This window comes from Geotalea toluenoxydans JCM 15764, assembly GCF_001311985.1.
Lineage (GTDB): Bacteria > Desulfobacterota > Desulfuromonadia > Geobacterales > Geobacteraceae > Geotalea > Geotalea toluenoxydans.
This window is the reverse complement of the sequence record NZ_BBCJ01000007.1, coordinates 70,779-94,859: the sequence shown is the minus strand read 5'-3', so window position 1 is coordinate 94,859 and position 24,081 is coordinate 70,779. Positions and strand designations below refer to the sequence as shown.

At 53.7% G+C, this 24,081-nt stretch carries 21 protein-coding genes and 8 pseudogenes; 1 reads left to right on the top strand and 28 read right to left on the bottom strand.

Features of this window, described 5'->3' with window-relative positions:
• Positions 1–35: 35 nt before the first annotated feature.
• The 17 genes and pseudogenes from neuC to JCM15764_RS05995 all read right to left on the bottom strand — a co-directional run bounded on the left by neuC (position 36) and on the right by JCM15764_RS05995 (position 13,316).
• A complete protein-coding gene (gene neuC / locus JCM15764_RS06055; RefSeq protein ID WP_054693637.1) occupies positions 36–1,190 on the bottom strand; it encodes a UDP-N-acetylglucosamine 2-epimerase in 1,155 nt (384 codons plus the stop codon).
• Positions 1,183–2,378, bottom strand: a pseudogene (locus JCM15764_RS06050) (LegC family aminotransferase). Before JCM15764_RS06050 ends, neuC begins: the two are co-directional and overlap by 8 nt.
• Positions 2,375–3,385 carry an NAD-dependent 4,6-dehydratase LegB gene (locus JCM15764_RS06045; RefSeq protein WP_054693634.1) on the bottom strand — a complete coding sequence of 337 codons (1,011 nt, stop codon included), beginning with the start codon at positions 3,383–3,385 and terminating at the stop codon, positions 2,375–2,377. The pseudogene JCM15764_RS06050 and the gene JCM15764_RS06045 overlap by 4 nt, the downstream one beginning before the upstream one ends.
• Positions 3,386–3,493: 108 nt before the next feature.
• Positions 3,494–4,448: pseudogene (locus JCM15764_RS06040) on the bottom strand (GDP-L-fucose synthase family protein).
• A 31-nt stretch (positions 4,449–4,479) separates the two neighbouring features.
• Positions 4,480–4,860, bottom strand: a complete 381-nt coding sequence (locus JCM15764_RS06035) for a four helix bundle protein (RefSeq protein WP_243688463.1) — start codon at positions 4,858–4,860, stop codon at positions 4,480–4,482.
• Positions 4,861–4,870: 10 nt separating this feature from the next.
• Positions 4,871–5,917: pseudogene (gene gmd / locus JCM15764_RS06030) on the bottom strand (GDP-mannose 4,6-dehydratase).
• Positions 5,918–6,017: 100 nt separating this feature from the next.
• Positions 6,018–7,480: pseudogene (gene rfaE1 / locus JCM15764_RS06025) on the bottom strand (D-glycero-beta-D-manno-heptose-7-phosphate kinase).
• A gap of 95 nt (positions 7,481–7,575) precedes the next feature.
• Positions 7,576–7,941: a four helix bundle protein gene (locus JCM15764_RS06020; protein WP_054693745.1), complete on the bottom strand. Its 366-nt coding sequence runs from the start codon at positions 7,939–7,941 to the stop codon at positions 7,576–7,578.
• Between the two features lie 33 nt (positions 7,942–7,974).
• Positions 7,975–8,930 (bottom strand): annotated as a pseudogene (locus JCM15764_RS06015) (GSU2086 family protein).
• Positions 8,931–9,011: 81 nt separating this feature from the next.
• Entirely contained in the window at positions 9,012–10,154 is a 1,143-nt protein-coding gene (gene wecB, locus JCM15764_RS06010) for a non-hydrolyzing UDP-N-acetylglucosamine 2-epimerase (protein WP_054693631.1), read from the bottom strand.
• 32 nt (positions 10,155–10,186) lie between these two features.
• Complete coding sequence (locus tag JCM15764_RS27925) at positions 10,187–10,435, bottom strand: glycosyltransferase family 9 protein (protein ID WP_369412259.1); 249 nt, start codon at positions 10,433–10,435, stop codon at positions 10,187–10,189.
• Positions 10,436–10,452: 17 nt separating this feature from the next.
• Positions 10,453–10,665 (bottom strand): hypothetical protein, encoded by a 213-nt coding sequence (locus JCM15764_RS27920; RefSeq protein ID WP_369412258.1) that lies wholly within the window; start codon positions 10,663–10,665, stop codon positions 10,453–10,455.
• On the bottom strand, positions 10,616–10,924 hold the full coding sequence (locus JCM15764_RS27915; RefSeq protein ID WP_369412265.1) for a hypothetical protein: 309 nt from the start codon (positions 10,922–10,924) through the stop codon (positions 10,616–10,618). Before JCM15764_RS27915 ends, JCM15764_RS27920 begins: the two co-directional genes overlap by 50 nt.
• The gene (locus JCM15764_RS27910) at positions 10,909–11,223 is read right to left on the bottom strand and encodes a glycosyltransferase family protein (RefSeq protein WP_369412267.1); all 315 of its coding nucleotides are present in this window, start codon (positions 11,221–11,223) and stop codon (positions 10,909–10,911) included. The genes JCM15764_RS27915 and JCM15764_RS27910 overlap by 16 nt, the downstream gene beginning before the upstream one ends.
• A gap of 55 nt (positions 11,224–11,278) precedes the next feature.
• Entirely contained in the window at positions 11,279–11,686 is a 408-nt protein-coding gene (locus JCM15764_RS22070; protein ID WP_243688481.1) for a glycosyltransferase family 9 protein, read from the bottom strand.
• 20 nt (positions 11,687–11,706) lie between these two features.
• Complete coding sequence (locus tag JCM15764_RS22065) at positions 11,707–12,255, bottom strand: glycosyltransferase family 9 protein (RefSeq protein ID WP_243688462.1); 549 nt, start codon at positions 12,253–12,255, stop codon at positions 11,707–11,709.
• Between the two features lie 167 nt (positions 12,256–12,422).
• A complete protein-coding gene (locus JCM15764_RS05995) occupies positions 12,423–13,316 on the bottom strand; it encodes a glycosyltransferase family 2 protein (protein WP_243688461.1) in 894 nt (297 codons plus the stop codon).
• On the opposite strand from JCM15764_RS05995, the gene JCM15764_RS05990 reads away from it, so the two are divergent.
• On the top strand, positions 13,285–13,614 hold the full coding sequence (locus JCM15764_RS05990) for a hypothetical protein (RefSeq protein ID WP_243688460.1): 330 nt from the start codon (positions 13,285–13,287) through the stop codon (positions 13,612–13,614). The two genes, JCM15764_RS05995 and JCM15764_RS05990, sit on opposite strands and share 32 nt — an antisense overlap.
• Positions 13,615–13,649: 35 nt before the next feature.
• Here the strand turns inward: JCM15764_RS05990 and JCM15764_RS05985 are convergent, their stop codons facing one another.
• The 11 genes and pseudogenes from JCM15764_RS05985 to JCM15764_RS05940 form a co-directional block, all read right to left on the bottom strand.
• Positions 13,650–14,759, bottom strand: a complete 1,110-nt coding sequence (locus tag JCM15764_RS05985) for a glycosyltransferase family 4 protein (protein WP_243688459.1) — start codon at positions 14,757–14,759, stop codon at positions 13,650–13,652.
• A 58-nt stretch (positions 14,760–14,817) separates the two neighbouring features.
• Entirely contained in the window at positions 14,818–15,336 is a 519-nt protein-coding gene (locus JCM15764_RS05980; RefSeq protein ID WP_054693623.1) for a glycosyltransferase, read from the bottom strand.
• 1 nt (position 15,337) lies between these two features.
• The gene (locus tag JCM15764_RS05975; protein WP_054693621.1) at positions 15,338–15,853 is read right to left on the bottom strand and encodes a glycosyltransferase family 4 protein; all 516 of its coding nucleotides are present in this window, start codon (positions 15,851–15,853) and stop codon (positions 15,338–15,340) included.
• Positions 15,850–16,950 carry a lipopolysaccharide heptosyltransferase II gene (gene waaF / locus JCM15764_RS05970; RefSeq protein ID WP_054693618.1) on the bottom strand — a complete coding sequence of 367 codons (1,101 nt, stop codon included), beginning with the start codon at positions 16,948–16,950 and terminating at the stop codon, positions 15,850–15,852. Before waaF ends, JCM15764_RS05975 begins: the two co-directional genes overlap by 4 nt.
• Before the next feature lie 144 nt (positions 16,951–17,094).
• Positions 17,095–18,319, bottom strand: a pseudogene (locus JCM15764_RS05965) (ABC transporter permease).
• 2 nt (positions 18,320–18,321) lie between these two features.
• A pseudogene (locus tag JCM15764_RS05960) lies at positions 18,322–19,017 on the bottom strand (ABC transporter ATP-binding protein).
• Between the two features lie 43 nt (positions 19,018–19,060).
• Positions 19,061–20,272: an efflux RND transporter periplasmic adaptor subunit gene (locus tag JCM15764_RS05955; RefSeq protein WP_054693615.1), complete on the bottom strand. Its 1,212-nt coding sequence runs from the start codon at positions 20,270–20,272 to the stop codon at positions 19,061–19,063.
• Positions 20,273–20,305: 33 nt separating this feature from the next.
• Positions 20,306–20,476, bottom strand: coding sequence for a Trm112 family protein (locus JCM15764_RS22060; protein ID WP_243688458.1), 171 nt, complete (start codon positions 20,474–20,476; stop codon positions 20,306–20,308).
• Between the two features lie 6 nt (positions 20,477–20,482).
• On the bottom strand, positions 20,483–21,565 hold the full coding sequence (gene lpxK, locus JCM15764_RS05950) for a tetraacyldisaccharide 4'-kinase (RefSeq protein ID WP_054693612.1): 1,083 nt from the start codon (positions 21,563–21,565) through the stop codon (positions 20,483–20,485).
• A gap of 247 nt (positions 21,566–21,812) precedes the next feature.
• Positions 21,813–23,107 (bottom strand): annotated as a pseudogene (locus JCM15764_RS05945) (3-deoxy-D-manno-octulosonic acid transferase).
• 54 nt (positions 23,108–23,161) lie between these two features.
• Entirely contained in the window at positions 23,162–24,067 is a 906-nt protein-coding gene (locus tag JCM15764_RS05940; RefSeq protein ID WP_054693609.1) for a lysophospholipid acyltransferase family protein, read from the bottom strand.
• Between the last annotated feature and the right edge of the window lie 14 nt (positions 24,068–24,081).

Genomic DNA, 24,081 nt, shown 5'->3' with positions numbered 1-24,081 from the left:
AACACCCGCTTCGGCTATTATGTAGCATGCTTTACTCATAAGTCATGGAACCGCTTTCTTGTTAGTTCATCAAGAGATACTGTTTTTAAAATTTTCACTATTCTTTGTGATGTTTCTCCGGAACCATACAATGATTGAACGTTTTGCAAAGTGTTGCAGAATTCAGGTGCAAGAACCCTGCTTATACATGTTGCGATTGAATCCGCTTTCTCATCACAGTCTACTATTGAAGCCGCTTTTAAACGACCTGCTTGACGTTCACCAATATTGACGGTCGGAATTTTGAAAGCTGGCGCTTCAATGATACCACTGGATGAGTTGCCAATTACTACATCGCAATGCCTCAGGGCACTGAGATAACGAACCTGGCCCATGGACGTAAATACAACAACGCGCTCATTGTGGGATTTAGCGTACTCATCGATCATCTGCCCGATAATACGTCCGTCCGTATCAGAATTTGGTTTTGTAAAGATTATCCTGGCTCCAGGAAACTGGTCCAAACCCTTGAATAGTTCCAGAATTGAATCACGTGATGACATCGTCCCAAGTGTTGCAGGATGATAAGTAACCAGGAAGTTGACCTCACCCAATTTGAGTCCGATTGACTGTTCAAACTGGTCATGGTCAAGCAGGTTAAGTCGTTTGGCATTGTCTAAACCTGGTGCACCGACATTGAATATCCTATCCGGTTGCTCACCTAACTGTATGACCCTGGTACGATAAGGTTCGGCAGCTACAAAATGAAGATGAGACATCTTTGTTATAGCATGGCGTATAGCTTCATCAATGGCACCTTCCGTCGTCTCACCGCCATGGATATGTGCCACGGGAATACGTGCAACCAGTGCTGCCTGTGCCGCCGCCAGAACTTCGTAACGGTCCCCTAAAAGAACAATTGCATCAGGCTTCAAAAGGTCCAAAGCATCTGCGAAACCTATGATCCCAAGGCCAATTGACTTGGCAATGCCGACCGGAGTATCGCTGGAAAGCAACATTTCGACTTTTGCATCAATGTTGAATCCATCCTCTTCAATTGTTCTGTAGGTAAGACCAAACTCTGGCGAAAGATGCATTCCGGTCACTACAAGCTGTAGCTGTAGTTCATCGTCAGCCTGAATCTCTTTCATCAGCCAGTACAACAACCCATATTCCGCCCTGGTACCGGTGACAACGCATATTTTACGCATCTGTCCGTCCTGAACCTAACATGGCACTGCTGGGTATATTTACCATCCGCCGCTCCAAGCTTTCTGCAACTGACGTATCCATTTTCGGGCAGTTTGCAAACATGGGCAGCCTGTGCATCAAAGTCCAAGCGGGTCTTGTCATGATGCCTGCATCGTTTGTCAATTGGAGGAGGGTGTCCCGACTGTGGGCGTGTGCCTCGTCAAGGATCAATGTGTTAAGCCAGTAGTTACTCTGGCTGCCAGATGGCTCTGAAAAAAAGCTGATGCCGGGAATACCGGCGAATGCTTGTCTGTAGCGACCAGCAAGGTCACGCTTGGCAGAAAGAAAGCCCGGAAGTTGTTCCAGTTGGGCACAACCGAGGGCCGCGTTGATATTTGGCATTCGGTAGTTATATCCAATCATGTCATGATTGAATTCCCATCGGTGAGGAACTTTCGCTGTGGTTGTAAGATGTTTTGCCATTCGACCCAAATCTTCATCATTTGTCAGGATTGTGCCACCGCCACCGGTGGTGATAGTCTTGTTGCCATTAAAGCTAAGCGCAGCGAAACGCCCCCAGTTGCCGGTATGTCGCCCTTTGTAAAATGAACCCAGTGACTCTGCAGCATCTTCGATTAATTCAATGCCATATCTGTTGCAGGTCTCAGTAAGTGGGTCCAAATCGACTGGATGACCGAAGGTATGCATCGGCACAACGGCTTTGATACGTCTCCCGGAATGACGATTGAAACAGCCGTCAAGCCTTTGCTCTGTGATTTCCTCAAGATATTTTGCTAGTTTATGTGGGTCTACCCCGAGGGTTTTCTCTTCACTGTCAACGAAATGTGGCACAGCCCCGCAGTAAGAGACCGCATTGGCAGTGGCTATAAAAGTAAGAGACGGCATGAGACTTCGTCACCCGCCTTGACACCCGCAAGCAAAAAACAAATATGCAGGGCAGCAGTGCCATTCACCACCGCAACTGCACGCTTAACACCTGTGTAGGCGGCCAAATCAGCTTCGAAACGATCTACGAACTTCCCTACAGATGATACCCATCCGGTATCAAGACATTCCTTGACGTATAGCCATTCATTGCCGCCAAAACTGGGCTCGTGAAGGGGTAGGAATGAGGTGGATTGGGGTAAGACGGATTGCAGGACATTGAGTACAGACTGCACACTAAATTCAGAGTTTAAACTGTTCATATATTGTAACGATCTGCCTTGTAGCACGCTAGATTTGCTGGTTCGGAGAACCACCTGATTGTTTCGGCCAGGCCACGTCGCAACCCATCTTTGCCACCATAAAGAGGCTTCCACGAAGCGATCGACAGGGCCTTTCCGTTGTCTGCCCAGAGACGTTCCACCTCGCTTTTATCGGGACGCAATCTGATATCGTCAGTTTCTATCTCCACTTTTACGCCCATAATTTCAGCGATCAGTTCAACAGTCTCACCAATTGAGATTTCATAGTTGCTGCCGATGTTGATGACCTCACCAATTGATTGCTCGGACTCCGCCACGGCAATGAAGCCAGCCACTGTATCCGCCACATAATTAAAATCTCTAGTTGGATGCAACGAACCGAGCTTGATCCTGCGAGCTCCGTTGGCAATCTGTGTGATGATGGTGGGAATCACGGCACGGGCAGATTGGCGTGGGCCATAGGTGTTAAAAGGACGTATCACTGACACCGGTATACCAAAGGAAGAATAAAAGGACATGGCAATCTGGTCAGCACCAATCTTTGACGCAGAGTAGGGAGACTGCCCCTGTAGCGGGTGTTCTTCAGTAATGGGTACGAAGCGCGCTGTTCCGTATACTTCGCTGGTAGAGGTGTGTACAACTTTTGATAGGCCGAGTTCCCTGGCAGCCTGAACTATGTTAAGGGTTCCTTTAATGTTGGTATCAACATACGTGTCAGGTGAATGATAGGAATAGGGAATAGCAATCAATGCGGCAAGATGAAGAACAATGTCGCAGCCACTCATGGCAGTTCTCACACCATGCGGGTCGCGAATATCGCCTGAAAAAACATCCAGGTTATTCTTCAGCTCGACAGCTGCTTGGTCAAGCCACCCCCACGAATTGAATGAATTATAGTACACGAAGGCACGAACATCGCATCCACGCTTAACAAGCTCTTCAACGAGGTGTGACCCGATAAAGCCGTCAGCACCAGTTACTAGTATCTTCTTCCCTCTAAGGTTCATAATTATCTTTCTTTCAAGCGACTATCAGGCTTTAAAATGGATAATGACTGTTATCTTGTGCAGGAGTAACAATTTTCAGTTAATTTTCCCTGACGGCAAGAAGCAATTCTATTTCACGAGGTACCACTGGTATGTTTCCCTCAGCCCCTCTATCAGGCGTACCTCATGCTTCCACCCGAGGCCATGCAGCCGTGAGACATCGGAAAGCTTGCGCGGCGTCCCATCCGGTTTGCTGGCATCAAAGGCTAAGTCCCCAGCAAATCCCACCACACCCTTTATGGCAAGCGCCAGTTCCTTTATGCTTATCTCCTCTCCACTGCCCACATTTATCAAGGCTTGTGAGGAGTGATCGGTGAGGAGTGACGAAAAGACATCTTCAGGTAAATTCAGGAGGAATATAGAGGCGTCAGCCAGATCGTCCACATGGAGAAATTCCCTTAACGGCTCCCGGTTCCCCAGATAACTACCTTGTCCTCACCTTTCACCTTCGCATCATAGAACTTCCGCATTAGTGCTGGCAAGACGTGGGAGGATTCCAGATCGAAATTGTCATTGGGGCCATAGAGATTTGTCGGCATGGCCGCGAGAAACCTGGTACCATACTGGCGATTGTAGGCCTGGCACATCTTGATACCGGCAATCTTGGCTATGGCATAGGTTCATTTGTCGGTTCCAGGGGGCCGGTGAGGAGGTACTCTTCCTTGATCGGTTGAGGAGCCATTTTCGGATAAATGCAGGTACTGCCCAAAAAGAGAAGCCTTTTGACGCCGTTCAGCCATGACTGATGAATGACATTGGTCTGGATCATCAGGTTGTCATGGATGAATTCGGCGGGATAGGTATTGTTGGCAACAATGCCCCCGACCTTGGCAGCGGCAAGAAAGACGTATTCGGGCTTTTCCTGCCGGAAAAAATCGGCTACGGCCTGCTGATCGCGTAAATCCAGCTCAGCACTTGTCCTGACAACCAGGTTTTCGTAACCTTCCGCTTCAAGCTTTCTGACTATGGCAGAACCAACAAGTCCCCGATGTCCGGCCACATAGATGCGCGCCTCGCGCGGCATCTCGTGAGGGGTGAGGGTGAAGAGTTAAACATCATTTTTCAATCCTGCTGTTGATTGATTTCATAAGCCCTCCTAAGAGGGCGAATAGTTGATCGATCTTTGCGCCAACTTGAGAACCATCCATGTACCCAAGATCGGCAGCTATCATAACCTGGGTCTCAAGTTCACTGAGCGAGCCACGGGTAATGGACAAAAATTGCAGAAATTCCTTGTCGCCAGTCCTTGCTGCACCTTCGGCAATATTACTTGGTATTGAGACAGCTGCACGACGCATCTGGCTGGTTAGGGCATAGATCTCTTCCTTGGGAAAACCGGCTGTCACTTGATAAATCTCTTTAACCAAAGCCATGGCTTCCTGCCAGACCAGTAGGTCGTGATGCTTACGCTTCACTTCCGGGTTCTGCCCCCTCACTCCTCACTCCTCACCCATTGGCTCGCTTCTCCCGCTCGGCTTCCTGCAGGTCGGCATCCACCATCATATTGACCAGTCCTTCAAAATCGGTTTTCAGTTCCCAGTTGAGCTTGGTCTTGGCCTTGGTCGGATCGCCGAGGAGGAGATCAACCTCGGCGGGGCGGAAATATTTGGGGTCGATTTCTATGACGATCTTGCCGGTCTTGCTGTCGATCCCTTTTTCGTGGACGCCGCTCCCCTGCCAGATGAGGGGCATATCCAACCGGGAGAAAACCTTCTCTGCGAATTCCCGCACGGCGTGGGTTTCGCCGGTGGCAACCACATAATCGTCAGGCTCCGGCTGCTGGAGCATCAGCCACATGGCTTCCACATAATCGCCTGCAAACCCCCAGTCTCTCTTGGCATCCAGGTTGCCAGATAGAGGCAATTCTGCTGCCCAAGCTTGATCCGGGCGGCGGCACGGGTGATCTTTCTAGTAACGAATGTCTCACCGCGGCGGGGTGATTCGTGGTTAAAGAGGATGCCGTTACAGGCGAAGAGGTTGTAGCTCTCCCGGTAATTGACGGTGATGTAATAGGCGTAAGCCTTGGCACAGGCATAGGGAGAGCGCGGATAGAAAGGGGTCGTTTCCTTCTGGGGAGTTTCCATGACCTTGCCGTAGAGTTCGGACGATGATGCCTGGTAAAACTTGGTATTCAGTTCAGTTTCGCGGATTGCCTCCAGGATACGCACCGCCCCCAGGGCATCCACCTCTCCTGTGTATTCGGGCACGTCAAAGGAGACCCTGACATGGCTCTGCGCCCAGGTTGTAGATCTCGTCGGGACGGATGTCTCGTAGCACCTTGTTGAGAGAGCTGGCATCGTTCAAATCGCCGTAGTGGAGAAACAGCCGGGCAGCGCTTTCATGGGGATCCTGATAGATGTGGTTGATCCTGCCGGTATTAAATGAAGAAGAACGTCGAATAAGGCCATGCACCTCGTAACCTTTTTTCAACAGCAATTCAGCTAAATATGAGCCATCCTGGCCGGTAATTCCTGTAATCAGCGCCTTTTTCATCAGTCCTCTCGTTCCATAAAATTGCATCAACTATAAAGTGCTAGTTTGTTACCATAATATGGCTGCAAAGGCAACTCAATACAGGCTTCATTGTTAATTATTAATGCTCTTTTCGAATTTTTTCTATGATTCCTGTCGTCGATTTGCCGTCGACGAAAGTTACCAGTTCTACCCTGCCGCCATAGGATTCGACCACATCCTTTCCCACCACCCGTTCCGGCGTATAATCCCCACCCTTTACCAGCACCAGGGGCCGTAAGGCCTCAATAAGCCTTAAGGGAGTATCTTCACCGAAAATCACCACGTAATCGACACAATCGAGGGCCGCCAGAATGTGAGCACGTTCCGTTTCCACTATCAAAGGCCTTGTTTCCCCTTTCAGAGCACGTACGGAGGCATCGCTGTTGAGGCCGACAATGAGCAGGTCGCCAAAGGTGCGCGCCTTCTGCAGATATTTCACATGCCCCACATGGAGCAGGTCGAAACAGCCGTTGGTGAAAACCACCCGCTTCCCCTTTACCTTCTCCTCTGTCACAAGTGAAGCAAGCACGTCCAGGTTTTTGATCTTGGCATCGCTGTCCGGATGGCCGTGGCCAATTTCAGCAATGATCTCGCCAGGAGAAACGGTGGAAGTACCCAGCTTACCCACGGCAATGCCGGCAGCCACGTTGGCGATTCCTGCCGCCTCAGCCATTGAAAGGCCGCAGGCAAGCCCCAGGCTCAGAACCGACAGCACCGTGTCGCCGGCACCGGTAACGTCGTAGACCTCGCGTGCCACCGTGGGAATATGCGTCGTCGCCACATCCTGCTGGAAGAGCGACATGCCCTCTTCGCTGCGGGTAATGAGCAGCCCATCCAGATCGAGCCCCCGAAGCAGAGCCTCCCCCGCCTTGAGCAATCCTGCTTCATCCTTGATTACAATATGTGAAGCAGCTTCGGCCTCCTTGCGGTTTGGGGTCAGGATAGTGGCGCCACGGTATTTGGAGTAATCGATTCCCTTGGGATCCACGACGACCGGAATGCCCAGACGCCTGCCGCTAGCAGTCACTGCGGCAAGGACCTTACCGGTCAGGACCCCTTTCAGGTAATCGGAGATAAGGATAACATTGAAGCGAGACGCTCGGCAGTAATAAAGCCGATCAGCTTCTCCTGGAATTCCGGTGATATTTCATCCTTGGATTCCCGGTCGATGCGGACGATCTGCTGGTTGGCGGCGATGACCCTGGTTTTCTTGCTGGTCCGGCGCAAGGGGTCCTCGAAGACGCCTGCCAGATCAACTCCCTTGCCGGTAAAGGCATGGCGCAGGTGGGTGCCGTTTTCATCGCCGCCGATGACGCTGCATACCGCCACCTGACAGCCCAGAGCCACCAGGTTGTTGACCACGTTACCGGCGCCGCCGAGCCTTAGATCCTCCCGGGTTATATCCACCACCTGCACCGGCGCCTCCGGTGAAATCCGCTCCGCCTTCCCCCACAGATACTCGTCCAGCATAAGGTCACCGATCACCAGGGCTTTTATCTCCCTGGCACGGGTGAAGAGTGATTCCAGGTCTTTTCTTTCCATGTCTACCTCGGTTCTATGTTCTATGTTCTATGTTCTATGTTCTATGTTCTATGTTCTACGTTCTAGGTTCTGGGGTATGGGTTCTGGGTAGCCCTTCAGCCTTTTCTCTCGGAGGTTTTCAGGAAGCGGATGAATCCATTGATCAAATTAGTAATTGCAGTACATCGGAAAATTATTGCCTTGAAGGCATCCCCGTCAAGATAGCCTATATCCAAAGCTGCGTAGGCTTGGCTTTTTACCTCGGAAGCCGAGCCTCTTGCAACAACAAGAAACTGAATGAACTCTCGGTTACTGGCTCTGTCGAATCCCTCGGCGATGTTGGACATTACCGAGATCGCGGCTCGCTGCATCTGATCTTTAAAGCCAAAGTCATTGCAAACAGAGAGGCATCTATAAACCTCTCTCACCAGAATTCGAGCTTCCTTCCACGACTCAATATCCTCAAATCTCTCAATTTTCACCAAGGCCTCGCTTCATAACCCAGAACATAGAACCTAGAACGTAGAACGGATTCTATCGAGTATTCCTGCCGCCAACAGCGGAATCATTATCTCATGGTGGCCGGTGATGGTGTAGCCACGGCTTCTGCCTGAAGTGGGGCGTTTGACCACGTTCTGCAGGGGACGGTAGTGCTGCTGCATGTCAAAGTTTGCAGTGGTGAAATGATCCACATGATGCCCGAGATTCTGGCTATTGAGAGGGCCTTGAGGAAAACCTCGGGGAGCAGCACCGCGCTACCGAGGTTAATATAGACGCCGCCATCGCCGAGTTCCGAAACAATGGAGGTGAAAATCTTGAAATCGGTGAAGGATGCCTGGCCTATAACGGCCCCGTCGGCGGTTGGGTGCTGATGGATGATGTCGGTACCCAAGGCCACATGGACCGTCACCGGAATGTGGCGCTCGGCACAAGCTGCCAGCAGGCTGTGTTCACGATGGGGGTTTTTGTTGCCGATGATGAAGCTGGCAACTGCTTCGCCGTACCCCATACCTTTGGCCACACCATCCTTCAGCGCCCGGTTGATGTCACGCCCGGTCTCCTCAGCCATGCCGAAGGTGCCACAGTGGAGCACTGCGCCCACATCTTCGCTGGTCTCGCCGATCAGGGATATTTCGTAATCATGGATGGAGCCGGCGCCGTTCAGGGCAAAGGCGGTAACGGCATCGGCCTCGATGAGGCTCTTCAGCACCGGCTGCAGACCGCATTTGATCACATGGGCTCCCATGGCCATCACCACCGGTTTTCCCTTGGCACGGGCGGCAACAACAGCATCGATCACCCCCAGGAGTGCCTGGGAGCCCAGCTGCGGCGGCAACGCCGACAAGAACTCGGATACGGACATGCCGGCAGTGATGGGCGAGGCAAAATCGTTTTTGATGCTCACCTTGTTCTGCCGCTCAGCAATGGGGTAGGTTCTAACGCCGGAAAGATCGATGGGGCTGTATTTCATTTTGTACCTTCCTATAGTACGGTGAGGGGTAAGTTACCGTAAGGGGTGAGGTGAAAGGAGTAAGGGGCAAAACCTCACACCTTACTCCTCACTCCTCACCGTTTTCAGCACTTCAATGATCCGTTCCGCCGCCAGGCCATCTCCGTAAGGATTGTGGGCCATGCTCATGGTACGGTAAGCAGCGGCATCATTGAGGAGCAATTTAGTCTCGATGATGATTCTTTCCTTATCGGTTCCCACCAGCTTGACCGTGCCGGCAGTGACTGCCTCGGGCCGCTCGGTGGTTTCCCGCATGACCAGCACCGGCTTGCCCAGGGAAGGCGCTTCCTCCTGGACGCCGCCCGAGTCGGTGATGATCAGATGGGAGCGGTTCATCAGGTAAACGAAGGGGAGATAGTCCACCGGCTCGATGAGGTGAACGTTTGTGAGCTTGTTGCCCCCCAGGATGCGTTTGACCGGCTCCTGGACATTGGGGTTGAGGTGGACCGGATAAAGGATCTCCACATCTGGGCAGGACTGGGCAATTTCTGCCAGCGCCTCACAGATGTGTTCGAACCCGGCGCCGAAATTTTCCCGCCGGTGCCCGGTAACCAGTAGCAGGCGTTTGACGGGATCAAGGAAGGAAAACTCCCCCCTGAACCGTTCCGCCAGTGCCGGATCGCTTTCAATACGCCTGGAGACGGTGAGCAATGCATCGACAACGGTGTTTCCTGTCACATATATATCTTCCTCGGAAACACCTTCATTGAGCAGGTTCTGCCGTGAGGCCTCGGTCGGTGCAAAATGCAGATCGGCAACGGCACCGGCAAGGCGGCGATTGATCTCCTCGGGAAATGGGGCAAATTTGTTGTGGGTTCTGAGCCCCGCTTCCACGTGACCCACCTTTGTCCGGCAGTAAAAGGAAGCGATCGACGCAGCCATGGTCGTCGTGGTGTCCCCATGGACCAGGACCACGTCGGGGCGCTCTTTTTCCAGAACCGGTTTCAGCCCTTGCATCACATTGCAGGTAATGTCGAAAAGATCCTGCCCCGGCTTCATGATGTTCAGGTCATGGTCTGGCCTGATGGCAAACAGCTCCAGCACCTGGTCCAGCATCTGCCGGTGCTGGGCCGTCACACAGACGACGCTTTTAAAGGATTCCGGGTGCTTCTCCAGTTCCTTTACCACCGGGGCCATTTTTATGGCCTCCGGACGGGTACCGAACACAGTAAGGACCTTTAACATGGTCACCTCGCGTTTAATTGGAAGTCATCTGCCTACACCAAAAGTTTTTCGACGCCATGCACCACGGCATCGACGGTAATGCTCCGGCGGCACTCCTCATCCTGGTCGCACCTGGTCCGGAAACACCGGGAACAGGGCATGGGGGATTGAATGACCACATGATTGTCTCCCCGCGGCCCGCTCCGCTTGCCGTCCGAGGCGCGATAGAAGGATACCGTTGCCGTGCCCACGGCCGCCGCCAAATGCACCGGACCCGTATCCCCTCCTATCACCAGATCCACCTTTTTCAGCAGGGCCGTCAGCCTTTCAGGGGGTAGCGATCGATGACCCGGGCACCGGTACCTATGGCTGCAGCAATCCTCATCACCACCTGATGTTCGCTGTCATTGCCCCATGAAAGGAGAACGGACGATTCGGGAAAGCGGCCGAGCAGATCTCTGCCCAGGGCAACCCAGCTCTCTTCACGCCAAAACTTGGTCTGCCAGGTAGTACCATAATGGAAGAGAAACACCAGCATCGGCCAGGGTGGAAAGCAGGACCTCGGCAGCATCATCATCTTCGGAAGTCGTGTAGATATCGGAAACGAGCTGCATCTCCCGATAATCGCGCCCAAAGGGAACGCTGACCAGGCGCAGGTATTGTTCGGTAATGTGGGAGTCCTGGGGACGAAGGGGTATCCGGCGGGTGGTAAACAACATGTTCAGCCGTTCCTGGAGGACATCTGCATCAAAGCCGATGCGGTTCTCCACGCCGGTCAGCCATCCGTAAATACCGCTCTTGATGTTCCCCTGGATATCGAAAACGATATCATAGTTTCTCGCCCGCAGGCGCGCTTCAATGCCGCCGTCTCGGAAAAAGTCCTGGAGGAAAAGGGGCTCTTGCGCCAGGCTCTGCTGCGAGCCGTATGGATCATGGCAATCTGAGGATTCCCGTCCACCACATCCAGGAAAGGCTCCTCCACCAGCCAGTCGATCTCGATGCCCGGGGAAACATTGTGCAGGTAATCCAATACCGGCAGGGCGTGGATGATATCCCCCATGGCGCTCATTTTTACAATCAGGACCCGCACGGTCAGTGACCTTTTGCCAGCATGGAAGCCACCGCATCAAAGACTTCTTCCACAGTTATTTTTTCCATGCATTCCAGGTAATGGCGATTCTTGCATCTCTTCCCATTACAGGTACGCAGTCGATCTCCCCATGACGGATCACGGTGTGTCCGTTGCCCACGGGTCCGGTCCGTAACGGCTCTATGGCGCCGAAAAGGGCCACCACCGGCGTCCCCACCGCAGTTGCCATGTGCATCGGTCCGGTGTCGCCGCTGACGAGGAGGTTGCACCGGGCAAGCACGGCCCCAAGTTGCAGCAGGGAAGTCTTCTCCACCAGGTTCAGAGGCTCAGACCTCATTTGACTGCAAATATCCCTGGCCAGTTCCCGTTCGGCACCGCCGCCGACCAAAATAACCTTCGCCCCCAGTTCCATAGCCAAACGGTCGCCGAGGGCGGCAAACCGGCCGGTACTCCAACATTTTATCAGGTTGCTGGCACCGGGGTTCAGCGCAATGACTTTTTTCCCATCAAGGCCTTGGACTCCGAAGAGTTCACCGGCATGCAGGATTCCTCCTCCCCGAGAAAAAACTCCAGCCGTTGTTCCACATGAGTAAGATCGATGTCAAGGGGGGCCAAGGTTTCCAGGTGGTTTACCACCGCATGGACTGTCCTGCCCCTGGCCTTGTTGTAGACTAGCACCCGGCAGGGAAAAGCCGCGGAAGCAAGAAACCAGGCCATCAGGTTGCTGCGCTGGTAATTGAGCACCAGGTCGTATTTCTGATCACGTAGACGCCGCCACAGCTTGAACAAAGCCGGAAAGGAGCGATGTTCACCCCGCTTGTCGAAGACGATCACCTCGTGAACAAGAGGATGGTGCCGGAACAAGTCTATGGATGCAGCGTTCCCAACCATGATGGAAATTCTGGCCTGAGGCAGCTTTTTGTGCAGAGCCCTGATGACCGGGGTCATCTGCAGGAGATCGCCGATTGCGCCCGGTTTAATGATAAGAATGTTAGTTATGCTGCTTTCAGCCATTGCTCCACTGTTACCCATACATCTTCCACCATCATCCCTGCTGTTTCCGGGCTATCAGCCCAAACACTTCCAGACTTTTGGCCACAATTTCATCCATATTCATGTACCGGTACTGGGCGAGCTACCGACAAAATGTACGTTTCTTCGGCCTGCGCCATCTGCATTTTTCTGATCCATTTATATCCTCAGAGATCGTTGGATACTGATCTCAACGGCGTCTGAAAAGCTTTCTGCGAAACAGGCTGCAGCGGCTCCACCTTTACAATGCCGTTGAGGCAGCATGGTTCTTTCAAAGCAATTCTGCGCTCCATGATCTTTTTATTGTGCTGGTACTTGGGACTGGTGAAACTCCATGACGAAGAGTGCCAAAGATGCGTGACGTTAGCCATGAAACGGACCGATTTGACCTTGCCGCCGCTGTTTAGGACACGAATCCCGAGATCATTGTCTTCAATGGATCCGTCAAGGAAGTCTTCGTCACAGCCATTAATTGCATAAAACAGATCCTTCGACAGGCTGAAATTGCATCCCCATATTCCATCATCGGTGATCCGGTCGAGTTTCCCCCATCTCCTGATCAATGTGGCCTCAATAATCAATAACTCTTCTGCCTTGCGTGTATTGCCGACAACTGAATCCCAAAGCACCCGGAGCCCGAGTCCGGTTCCCCACCCCTGAATGAGCAGCAATCTCTCTGACAGCCGTGGCCCCAGGTCGACCCGTTTGCCCCCCAGAATAGCATCAGGCTCAGCGTTGCGCAGGTGGTTCCGAAGCCAGTGGCGATGTGCCATACAATCGCCGTCGATAAAGGCAAGGTAGCTACCGACGGTGTTTCTTACGGTTTCATTGAGAATCTTCGGTTTTCGGAAGCCGAGATCCTCTTGCCAGATATGCTTGAGGACGAATGGGCAATGTGACGACCTTCTAAAAAGCTCGATAGTCTCTCGTGTTGCTTCGCCGCTGCCATCATCGGCAATCAGCACCTCATCGGGGCGAACCGACTGGTGCGCCAGGCTCAACAGACAAAGCCACAACTCGCGGGGACGGTTGTATGTTGGAACGATTACGGATGTCTTCACGGATTTCCTCTTCTCTGACTGGTTATTGTCGGGCAAGGAGATTGCTGTAAAACTCCAGGTAAGTCTGGCCCATCGCTTCCAGGGAATATTTTCGCTTCACAAGCTCATAGCCGTTTGTGTCGAGCTGAAAGCGACGCGCATCATCTTTCAGAAGCCCGACAACGGCATCGGCAAATTCAGATGGTCCGCCATCGACAAGGATTTCAACATCTTCACTACGGAAAAAATTTTAATGTCAAGTTGTTGGGCCTCTGGAAGGCAACTTTTGAGAGTTTCCGCCAAAGATTGCATATATTAAATGTCGGTATAAATACTGTGAGAGGTGACATCCTATTATCTCCTGTTCCCACTGGGTGAGTCGGCAAACCTTATGCTGTTATATTCCTGCACATATCGATTAACCATCTGCTCAAGTAAAAACTCACCGCCCACTACACTTTGGTGACAGTTTATGCGAAGGGATAAAAGTCCCTGACTATCCCCAAGCAGATCTTTGATCTGCCACATCAAAGCATTTTTGTCTGTAACCAACATTCCGTTCACACCAGATTCAACAACCTCCTGATACCCACCAGCGGCATAACCGACAAAAGGTGTCCCGACGGCAAATCCCTCGATGACCGTAAGCCCGAAGCCCTCATTGCGGAAAGCACTCACATTCAGGTCGAGACCGGCGAGGGCATGTTTCATCTGATCGCGGGGGATACGGCCGGCAAAGAAGACCGCTTCAGTTACCCCCAGCCTTTCGGCCAATCCCTGCAATTGCGGTTTTCGCCCTTCATCCTCGCCGATCAAAATCAGAGTTATCGCAGGAAATTCCTTGCGCAGGTCCGGCAGGAGCTCGATGAGCTCTTCCTGCCCCTTGTAGAACCCACCGACGACCCCAAGCAATGGACCACGCCCGGTGAGGTAAGGATTGCGCCGCCAGAATTCTCGGTCAGGGTTGGTAAAAAGGGCGGGATCAATACCATTGACGATAACGCCAAGGCAATCTCTCACACCGGGAACCTTGCCCCGAATACCGGAGGCAATGTACTCGGAGACGGTGATGATGCGATCGGCAGTCCTGTAGGTAAGGGCACTCGGCTTGCCGGGAAGGCAATGCTGAGTGAGGAGGAGCGCCCCCCCACTTGCCAAAGCCAGCAACTTGCCCAGCGGCAGATCATGGTCACGGTGGCTGTGGATTATATGGAATTTTTCTCTCCTTGCCTGCAACGCGGTAAGGAACGGATCGACCACTGCCCGAAGCCCTTTGCGCGCCACCGGCAGCACCTGAAGGCCGCACTCGGTAAATCGCTTTTCCACGGGGCTACCGCGCCGACAAATAACCGTAATGCTGTACCCGCGATTCTCCAGTTCCAGGGACATGGAGAGCATCTGCTCTTCCGCGCCTCCCCAGCCGCGGCCGGTGTTGAGCATGGCAATCTTCATAACGCCGCTCATGCAGGCTTGTTCCAATTTCCTGCAGCCACTTGACGATAATAATCCACGTGCTTTTGGGTCATCGCCTCGACCGAAAAGAAATTCTCGACAACCTTTTGCCCTTCAGTTCCCAGTGCCGATCTTCGCGCATCATCCTGAGCAGCGCCGTTACTTCCCTGACAAAATCTGTGGTTACTCCATCAACAAGGACTCCGCCCCCCCGACGAAGAATCTCGACCAGGCCACCGCTGTTGTAGGCAACTACTGGCGTTCCGGCAGCAAGGGACTCGAGATGAACGATGCCGAACCCTTCGTTGCGATGGGTCGAAACCGACAGATCTAGGTCGTAAAAGAGGTCGGGTATCTGCTGGCGGGGAATCCGCCCCGTCAAAACCACGTTCCGTTGGAGACCGTAGCGGGCAATTTTTTCTTCCAGATGCTGGGTTCCCCCACCACCGACAATGGCAACGGTGATGTCCGGGAAAACGCGCCGCAGAGCATCTGCTGCATCGATAAGCTCTTCCTGATTTTTCCACAGCTCGCCGACCATGCCGATAACGGGAAACCCTCTCCCCTTCAGCACCCGTCGCTCCCGCAAGCTATCTGCTGGTCGGATCGGGTTGGGAGAGCTTGATGCCATAGTGAATGATGGTCGTCATCTTGTCGAGCCCGGGGTTCTTAGAGCCGAAGGAGGCGCCGGTATACTCAGAGGTGGCGATGACACCATCGAAGCAAGTCGTAAGAAGAGGATAACGCCGGGAAGTGGGTGTATGGAAAACGTTGACCAGTTTCGGTCGCTTCCTGAGGAACGGCAATGCCATGTAGAAGCCGGCAAGAGAAGCATAAATATTATGTTCGCGATTGACCGATATCACATCGGGCTGCTCCTGTATGAGCGCCTGTGCAATCTTCAGCGGGAATGAAAGTTTGTTTTCAGGGTCATACACAGCATGGTACCTGATCGGCAGCTTCTTCAGCCGTTCTTCAACCTGGTCATTTTTGCGTATGAAAAACACCGGCTCGATCCCATGGGAGAGCATCTCTTCTGCAAGATCGAACAAGTGCTCTTCGGCACCGCCCACTAGACGGGCATTAAAGATAAATGCAATTTTCACTGTTCCACCTTTTCGTATCCGAACGAATGCCTTTCAGCCATGAGATCAGTAGCAGCGTCGATGACCATGTCAGTTGTAATTGCCTCGACACACGGCGGCCTGCCACGCTCGGACGGAGCACATTCCGTGAAAAATTTCTGTTTGCATGGACTGCAGTCAAACCGGCTGTAAAGGACCCGGCAATCTTTTCCCCATGGGCCGAATTTCACCGGCGATTGCGGCCCGAAGACGGCCACCAGCGGTACGCCAAGGGCCGCCCCCAGGTGCATGATGCCGCTGTCGTTGCAAACCAGAAGGCGGCAGCGGGCAAGGATGGCCAAGGTCTGGCGCAGAGTGGTGCTGCCGACGACCATGACCGGCTCAGGAGAGATGCGTTCCATCAGAAATTGTGCCTGTTCCACATCCCGTCCGCCGCCGAAGAGGACGATTCGTGCATCATACAGCTGCTGCAGCCGGTTGGCTGCCTTGATGAAGTTATCCTGATGCCAGCCACGGTCTGGGTTGGCAGCGAAGGGGTGAATTGCCATCAACAGGTCGTCGGCACGGATGCCACGCTCTGTCAAGTACTGGTCGGCAAAACGCTGCTCCTCGGGCGAGATCCACGCTTCCAGATATTCGTCGCCAACCGGCACCCCATCGGCCCGCAGCACATCCAGGAAGTTCTGCACCTCATGCCGGTCATGGCGATAACGTATCTGTTTCGTGAGTAAAAAGCTTCGACCTTCGGTGTTGAAACCGATCCGCTCCTTTGCTCCGCTCAGCCATGCAATGAGTGCACTGGAAAAGGAACGTTTCAACACATAGACTTTGTCAAAATGTCTGGAGCGAAGCTCCTTGAAAAAGGCAATTTTCGACGCCAGGGTCCGGTGCGTCCCCCTGCTGTCGGCATGAATCGTCACCGGGTCCCAATAAATAAGCTCATCCACATAAGGGATGCCCTTGACCACTTCCGAGGAACCGGGGGCCACCATCCAGGCGATAAAAGCGTCGGGCTCGGCACGGCGCAGGTTGCGCAGGAAAGGGACGGTGAGAATGGTATCGCCGATGAACCTGTAGCGCATCACCAGTATTTTTTTCTGTTCGTTTTTTATAAGCATCACCTAAAATCATTTGGAGCAACTTCGGGTTCAAGTTAATCAGTGAACCCATCGGCTCAAACGCTGCATTTTTCCATATTCTACAAGCAATTGCAAGACGAAGGTGCAATGTGCGCGTGAACTTCAGCCAGACCTGCGGAAGCTTTACTCATAACGCAATGCGTCGATGGGATTGAGGGCAGCTGCTTTTTTTGCCGGGTAAAAACCGAAGAAAATACCCACTGCAGCAGAAAAGAAGACAGCCAGGGCAATCGCCTGGAAGGAAACGAGAGTGGGCCAACCCACCAGGCTGGACACAGCCGTTGCTCCGCCGATACCGAGGGCAATGCCGATAACGCCGCCAAAAAAGGTCAGCAGGACAGCCTCGGTGAGGAACTGGAGCAGGATGTCCCGCTGCTTGGCGCCGATGGCCATCCTGATGCCGATTTCCCGGGTCCGCTCCGTCACCGACACCAGCATGATGTTCATGATGCCGATGCCGCCGACGATCAGGGAAATTGAAGCTACGGCTCCCAGGAGAATGGACATGGTCTGGGATGATGATGACGCCACGGAAAGGAGCTCTGTCAGGTTACGGACGGTAAAGTCGTTTTCCTTGTTGGGGCCGATGTGATGGCGCTGCTTGAGAAGTGCAGTCACCTCCTCTTCTGCCCGTGAAAGATCTTCGCTGCTGGTGGCCCGGATCAGGATCGAGTTTACGGCATTGGGAAACGGGCTGCCGAATAATTTGCGCTGGGCGGTGCGGATGGGAATATTGACCACATCATCCTGGTCCGTTCCCTGGGGGGACTGTCCCTTCTTTTCCAGCACGCCGACCACCAGGAAGGGGACCTTCTTGATGCGAATGACCTTGCCGATGGGATCGACGGAACCGAACAGATTATCGGCGATGGTCTGGCCGATAATGCAGTTCTTGGTCATGCCGTCCACATCCGATTGGGTGAAATTGCGACCTTCGGCAATTGGCCATTCCCTGACCGTCAGAAAGTCGGCGGTTATCCCCATGATGACCGTTGACCAGTTCTGATTGGCATATACCACCTGCCGCCGCCGCGGGTGGTTGGTGCAGCTTCCTCCACCGAGGGACATTCAGCTTTTATGGCCCTGGCGTCGTCATAGGTCAGGGTTGGAGAGGCTCCTGAGCCGACGCGTACCCCGGCAGTGGTTGTGGATCCGGGTATGATCAGAATAAGGTTGCTGCCCATGCTGGCGATCTGTTCGGAGATTTTCTTCTGGGCTCCGGTACCGATGGCCACCATGCTATCACCGAGGCAATGCCGATGATGATGCCGAGCATGGTGAGAAAGGAGCGCATCTTGTTGACCCGTAGCGCCCTCAGGGCTATTTTGAACGACTGCCAGAATTCCATATTTATACCTTGAGCTGTCGATTCGGCCGGTCATCGATGATCAGCGTCGCGGAACGTTAGCTGCCTCTTGGCATGGGCGGCGATATCGGGCTCGTGGGTTACCATGATGATAGTTATCCCCTGCCGGTTCAGTTCCTGAAAAAGCCCCATGATCTCTTCACTGGTCCTGCTGTCCAGGTTGCCGGTCGGCTCATCGGCCAGGATGATTGCCGGGTCGGTTACCAGTGCCCGGGCGATGGCAACCCGCTGCTGCTGTCCGCCGGACATCTGGTTGCTGAAATGGTTCGACCGTTCCGCCAAACCTACCTGGTCAAGCGCCGCCAGGGCTCTTTCCCTTCTGGCTGCTGCGGGACACTTGGCATAAACCAGCGGCAGCTCAACATTTTCCAGGGCAGTGGTACGCGACAGCAGGTTGAATCCCTGGAAAACGAAACCCAGCTTCCTGTTCCTGATCTCCGCCAGATCGTTTCCGGAGAGCTTGCCGACGCTTATTCCATCCAGAAGGTATTCGCCGGAGGTAGGGACATCAAGCAGCCGAGGATATTCATGCAGGTTGATTTCCCGCTGCCGGAAGCCCCCATGATGGCGACGAATTCACCCTGGGCGACCGTCAGGGAAACCCCTTTGAGCGCCTCTACCCGCTGTTCGCCGACACTGTATACCTTGGTCACATTGCTGACCTTGACCACATCGTTCATATCTTGGAAAGAACCTTTGGGAACCTGTGGATAACGGTTGCCATCACATGGGCCCCCTTGGCCCTCTGGGCATCGAGCCGGCGCCACCGTTCGTTTTCTTCTTTGCCGAAGCCTGCTCGATTATCACCTCATCGTTCTCCTTGAGATTGCCTTGCACCAGCTCCACATGGCCGGAATTACCGATACCGGTCACGATAGGAACCGGCACCGGCTCTTTTCCAGGGCCAAGGACATACACCACCGGGCCGCCTTCTCTTTTCTTTTTGCCTGCACCCTTTCCGGTCGGCTTCTCCTTGGCCTCTTTTGCAGGTTTAGGCTTGAAACGAAGGGCGGCAGAAGGAATTTTCAATACATCATCCTTGCGTGCCGTCTCAATGGTAACATTGGCAGTCATCCCCGGTTTCAGCTTGAGTTCCTTGTTGTCCACACCGATCACCACCGTGTAGGTGACGACGTTCTGGTTGATGATCGGCGCATTCCGTATCTGGGTCACCTTGCCGGAAAAATTGTTCTCGGGGTAGGAATCAACGGTGAAGGTTACCGGCTGACCGACCGTGACCCTGCTGATATCGGCCTCGTCGACACTGGTGTCAATCTTCATGTTTGTAAGATCCTGGGCGATGGTGAACAGGGTGGGTGTCTGGAACGAGGCGGCGACAGTCTGGCCCACATCCACGTTGCGGGAAACGACGATTCCATCCACAGGCGAGGTAATGGTGGCATATTTCAGGTTCGTTTGGGCTTGGCTGTAAGATCCGCGGGTCTGGGAAATGCTTCCCTCGGCAGCCTTTACTGCTGCCAGGGCCTGCTTGTATCTGGTATCGGCCGTGTCGAATTCACTCTGGGCCAGGATGCCGTCCTTGACCAACTGGCGGCTACGCTCCAGAGTCCTCCTGGCATCCACCAGGTCGGCCTTTGCCCTGTCAAGATTAGCCTGGGCGCTGATGTAGTTGCCCCTCGATTCTTCGACTCTGGCGTTAAAGAGGGCAGGATCGATCTGGGCGATGGCCTGACCCTTCTTCACCGGCGAATTGAAATCGACAAAAAGTCTGCTGATGGTACCTGAAACCTGGGTACCCACCTGTACCGTAACAACTGCGGCAAGGGTGCCGGTTGCCGATACATTGGAGACGATCGATCCTTTCTCAACCTTTGCCAGACGATAGTCGGATGCGGGAGGTTTTCTGGGTATGAAGACAGCTGCCAGAACCGCAAGGGCTAAGACAATCACCACCGCAACAATCTTTGTTTTCATGTACTTCCTCAATAAATTCATGTGGTTCAGCCGTTAATCCAGCTTCTCCGCCTCGTCCACCAGCATCACCGGTATACCGTCACGAACGGGATACCTGAGGCGGCAAGCTTCGCAGACCAGGCCGGAACCGTCGGGCAAAAGAACAAGTTCTCCCTTGCAGTTCGGACAGGCGAGAATACTGAGCAGCTCTTGGGAAATTGTCATCAAAATTTACCTCCTGAAGAGGGTATCCAGCTGAGCTTCCATAATTTGGGGGTCGGAAAAGCGCAGCTCCAGCGGAGCCATATAAACGTTTCCCAGCCTGGAGATATGGGAATGGAGTTTGACGGCATCTTTTTCGGTCGTTATGAGATATTCGGAGCGGGAAGCAGCCACAAGCCGGCAAAGAGCAGCGATTTCCGGATCATCGTAACAGATGTGGTCCGAAAAAGCGAGGGTGGCTACCGGATGAACACCGACAGTTTCCAGGGAGCTGAAAAAGGCATCCGGATCGGCGATACCGGCAAAGGCAAGCCCACGCTTCCCCTCAAGATCGCTGAATGGGCGCATTTCACCTCCATTCAGCGGGACATAGCCTGAAAGTTCATGACTGGAACAACAAACAGGGCTGTCTGTGGTGAAGGGTAACGACGCACTCTGATCATCTTTGCAACGGGTAAGGAGAATCAAGTCGGCACGTCTGTGGGCCGCCTTCGGTTCACGCAGCAGTCCGGCGGGAAAGGTTCTGCCGTTGGCCAGCGGTCGCTGGCAATCAAGAAGAAGAACATTTAAATCCCGGTACAGCCCCATGTGCTGGAAGCCGTCATCGAGGATGAAGATGTCCGGATTGCAACATTCCTGAGCGACAAGTCCGGCCTGATGCCGGTCTGCACCAACGACAACGATCAGCCCCGGTATGGAGTGCGCCAGAAGCAGCGGCTCATCGCCGGCCTCTTCGGGAGTGGCACAGATTGAGCTGCCGTCCGAGACAACATGAACGGCTCCGGCAAAGGTGCCGCCGTAGCCGCGGGAAAGCACCGCTACCCGTTTGCCCCGCGTCATGAGCCGGCGGGCCAGCCAGGCCACCGTTGGGGTTTTGCCGGTTCCTCCGGCAACGATGTTCCCCACGGCAATGACCGGCCTGTCAAGTCGCCGCACCTTGAAAAGCCCAACGCCGTAGGCAACTGCCCTGATGCGCATGACAAAGGCATAGACGACGGAGCAGCAGATAAGAAAGGACAAGAGCAGCCGGCCTGTCAAGCTGCGTTTTTTCCCCTCCACCAGTTCCTTATAATATTTTTCCAGATCAGCCATAAAAAATGTTCTATGTTCTATGTTCTATGTTCTATGTTCGAAGTTAGAGGTTCGAGGTTTTTACCCTTTACCCTTTACCCCTCACTATTTTTGCCTTTATTCGTGTCCATTCGTGTTATTCGTGGTTGTAAAAAGGGTCCACAAGTAACAGGTGACAAGTAACAGGTGACGGTAAAAAGACGGTGGAATCGTCACTCGTCACTCGTCACTCGTCACTCGTCACTCGTCACTCGTCACCAATCACCAATCACCAATCACCGAATAAACCGTTCAATGACCGTACAATGCAGGTCTGCAGACCCGCTGTTTTCCGCAATGAGCATGGCTCCACATGCCCCCATCTGCGCCGTCTGCCACTGTCCTTCAGCAGGGCCTGCAGCTGCGCGGCCAGTTCATCTCCGTCAGCCACCCGTATGCCGGCGCCGCCGGCCAGCACCAGTGCCGATATTTCCCTGAAGTTGTCCATATGGGGACCGAAGATGACCGGTACGCTCAAGGCTGCGGGTTCAAGGACGTTATGCCCCCCCGTCGGCACCAGGCTTCCCCCGACAAAGACCAGATCCGATACGGCATAGAGGTTCAGCAGCTCGCCGACCGTGTCCACCAGCAGGACCTCGCCCGCAGCAAGGGCACCTTCATTCTCATGGAGAGCTGAACGGAAGCGGTAAGAAATCCCTGCTGCAGCCAGGAGTCCGGCCACTTGCCTGGCGCGCTCCGGATGGCGGGGCACCAGCACCATAACTAACCCCTTATCCCCTGTCTGTGCAGCCTGGTAAGCGGCGATCACAGGCATTTCCTCCCCTTCATGGGTGCTGCCGGCGGTAAAAATAAGGACATCACCGGGCAGACAGTAGCTTGCTTTTATTTGCTCACGCTCGGTCACTGAACGGGTCGGTACGGCAATATCGTACTTCAGGTTCCGGGTCACCTGCACCTGGGCGGGCAGCGCACCGACGGCTTGGATGCGGCGGGCATCCTCGCCGCTTTGCATGCAGATGGCGCTCAGCAGCCTCAAAACCGGGCCGAAGAACCAGGAAAGCTTCAAATAGCGTCTGAAGGAGCGATCGGAAATGCGCCCGTTGACCAGCACTACCGGGATATGGAGAGCCCGGGCCTTGCGGATGAAATTGGGCCAGATCTCCGTCTCCATGATGAGCACCAGTGAGGGCCTGACCCTGTTCAGCGCCCCGGCCACGGCAAAGGATAATCGAAGGGAAAATAGATGCAAAGATCGACGCCGGCTATTTTCTCCGCCACTTCCCGCCCCGTTTCGGTAACGTTGGAAACGACAATCTTCTTCCGGGGATAGCGCTGACGCAGCGCCTTCACCAGCGGCACCGCGGCGATTGTTTCCCCGACCGAAACCGCATGCAGCCAGATCACCTCGCTACCGGCAAGTGTCTTAAGTTCGGAGGCCGGGATAAAACCGAAACGTTCTATGAAAGCCGTTTTTCTGCCACGGGAAATGGAGCGGTAGAGGTGGTAGGATACGACAAAGGGGATGGAAATGACGGCCAGCAGGTTATAAAGGAAAATGATCATGGATATCTCAGGCAGCCCTCTCTCTATCTCTCCCCCAGAGGGCAAGGGTGAGGGTTAGGGAACTCTCTTCCAGCGGTTATGTATCCAGTACCATTGATCGGGATACCTGACGATGTAATCCTCGAGCACTGACAAAAGAGCCGCCGTATCTGTTCGGACCCCGTCATCACCTTCCTTCTCCAGGTCAGGCTCAATCTCCGGATAGAACTGTACCACGTGGCTGTCCCCTTCCCGGTGGACAAATGCCGGAATCAAAGGTACCCCGGTCTTGCGGGAAATAACAGTAGGTAGCTTCGTTGTCCAGCAGTTGCGACCCAGGAATTCCACAAGCACCCCTTCATCGGGCATAACAGCCTGGTCGACGAGGACACCGACAATATTGTTCTTCCTGAACTCGGCGATCATCGGTTTCAGTGCCCCGTGCTTGTAGATGATCCTGTTCCCGTAACCGCTGCGGATTTTTTCCAGCACATTGTTCAGGTAAGCATTGTCCTGACGTCTGGCCACCACCGACAGCTCTTTGATTCGAACACCGAATGATAACGCCATGACCTCCCAGTTGCCGCAATGGGCGGTTATAAAGGCAACTCCCTTATTCTTCGCCAGAGCATTCTCGTAATGCTCAAGCCCTCTGAACTGGACGTTATCTATGATGTGGCTGCCCCGGCCGTGGTAAATTTTGCAATCCTCCACCAGGGACCTGCCAAGATTTTCGAAGGTTCTCCTGGCAATTGCCTGAGCTGTACCGTGGGCAGGGTTCCACCCTTCACATCCCTGAAGAAAAGGAAGCGTAGCGGTGATATTGTCAATGGCAATTTTCCGGCGACGCTTCAGCAGATTGAAAAGCAGGCGCCCCAGCATGTTCCCCAGGAAAAGGGCAATCCTATTCGGGATGAGGGAAATGACAAAAGAAAACAGGATAAAGATCGCTGTTTCCAAACGCCACCGCAGCTTTCTCATTGACCCCGCCTCAC

Excerpts from the sequence above, each read along its gene's own strand:
- neuC (WP_054693637.1), bottom strand. The coding sequence starts at position 1,190 with ATGCGTAAAATATGCGTTGTCACCGGTACCAGGGCGGAATATGGGTTG.
- JCM15764_RS06045 (WP_054693634.1), bottom strand. The coding sequence starts at position 3,385 with ATGAACCTTAGAGGGAAGAAGATACTAGTAACTGGTGCTGACGGCTTT.
- wecB (WP_054693631.1), bottom strand. The coding sequence starts at position 10,154 with ATGTTAAAGGTCCTTACTGTGTTCGGTACCCGTCCGGAGGCCATAAAA.
- JCM15764_RS22065 (WP_243688462.1), bottom strand. The coding sequence starts at position 12,255 with ATGGGTAACAGTGGAGCAATGGCTGAAAGCAGCATAACTAACATTCTT.
- JCM15764_RS05985 (WP_243688459.1), bottom strand. The coding sequence starts at position 14,759 with ATGAGCGGCGTTATGAAGATTGCCATGCTCAACACCGGCCGCGGCTGG.
- waaF (WP_054693618.1), bottom strand. The coding sequence starts at position 16,950 with ATGCTTATAAAAAACGAACAGAAAAAAATACTGGTGATGCGCTACAGG.
- JCM15764_RS05955 (WP_054693615.1), bottom strand. The coding sequence starts at position 20,272 with ATGAAAACAAAGATTGTTGCGGTGGTGATTGTCTTAGCCCTTGCGGTT.
- JCM15764_RS22060 (WP_243688458.1), bottom strand. The coding sequence starts at position 20,476 with ATGACAATTTCCCAAGAGCTGCTCAGTATTCTCGCCTGTCCGAACTGC.
- lpxK (WP_054693612.1), bottom strand. The coding sequence starts at position 21,565 with ATGGCTGATCTGGAAAAATATTATAAGGAACTGGTGGAGGGGAAAAAA.
- JCM15764_RS05940 (WP_054693609.1), bottom strand. The coding sequence starts at position 24,067 with ATGAGAAAGCTGCGGTGGCGTTTGGAAACAGCGATCTTTATCCTGTTT.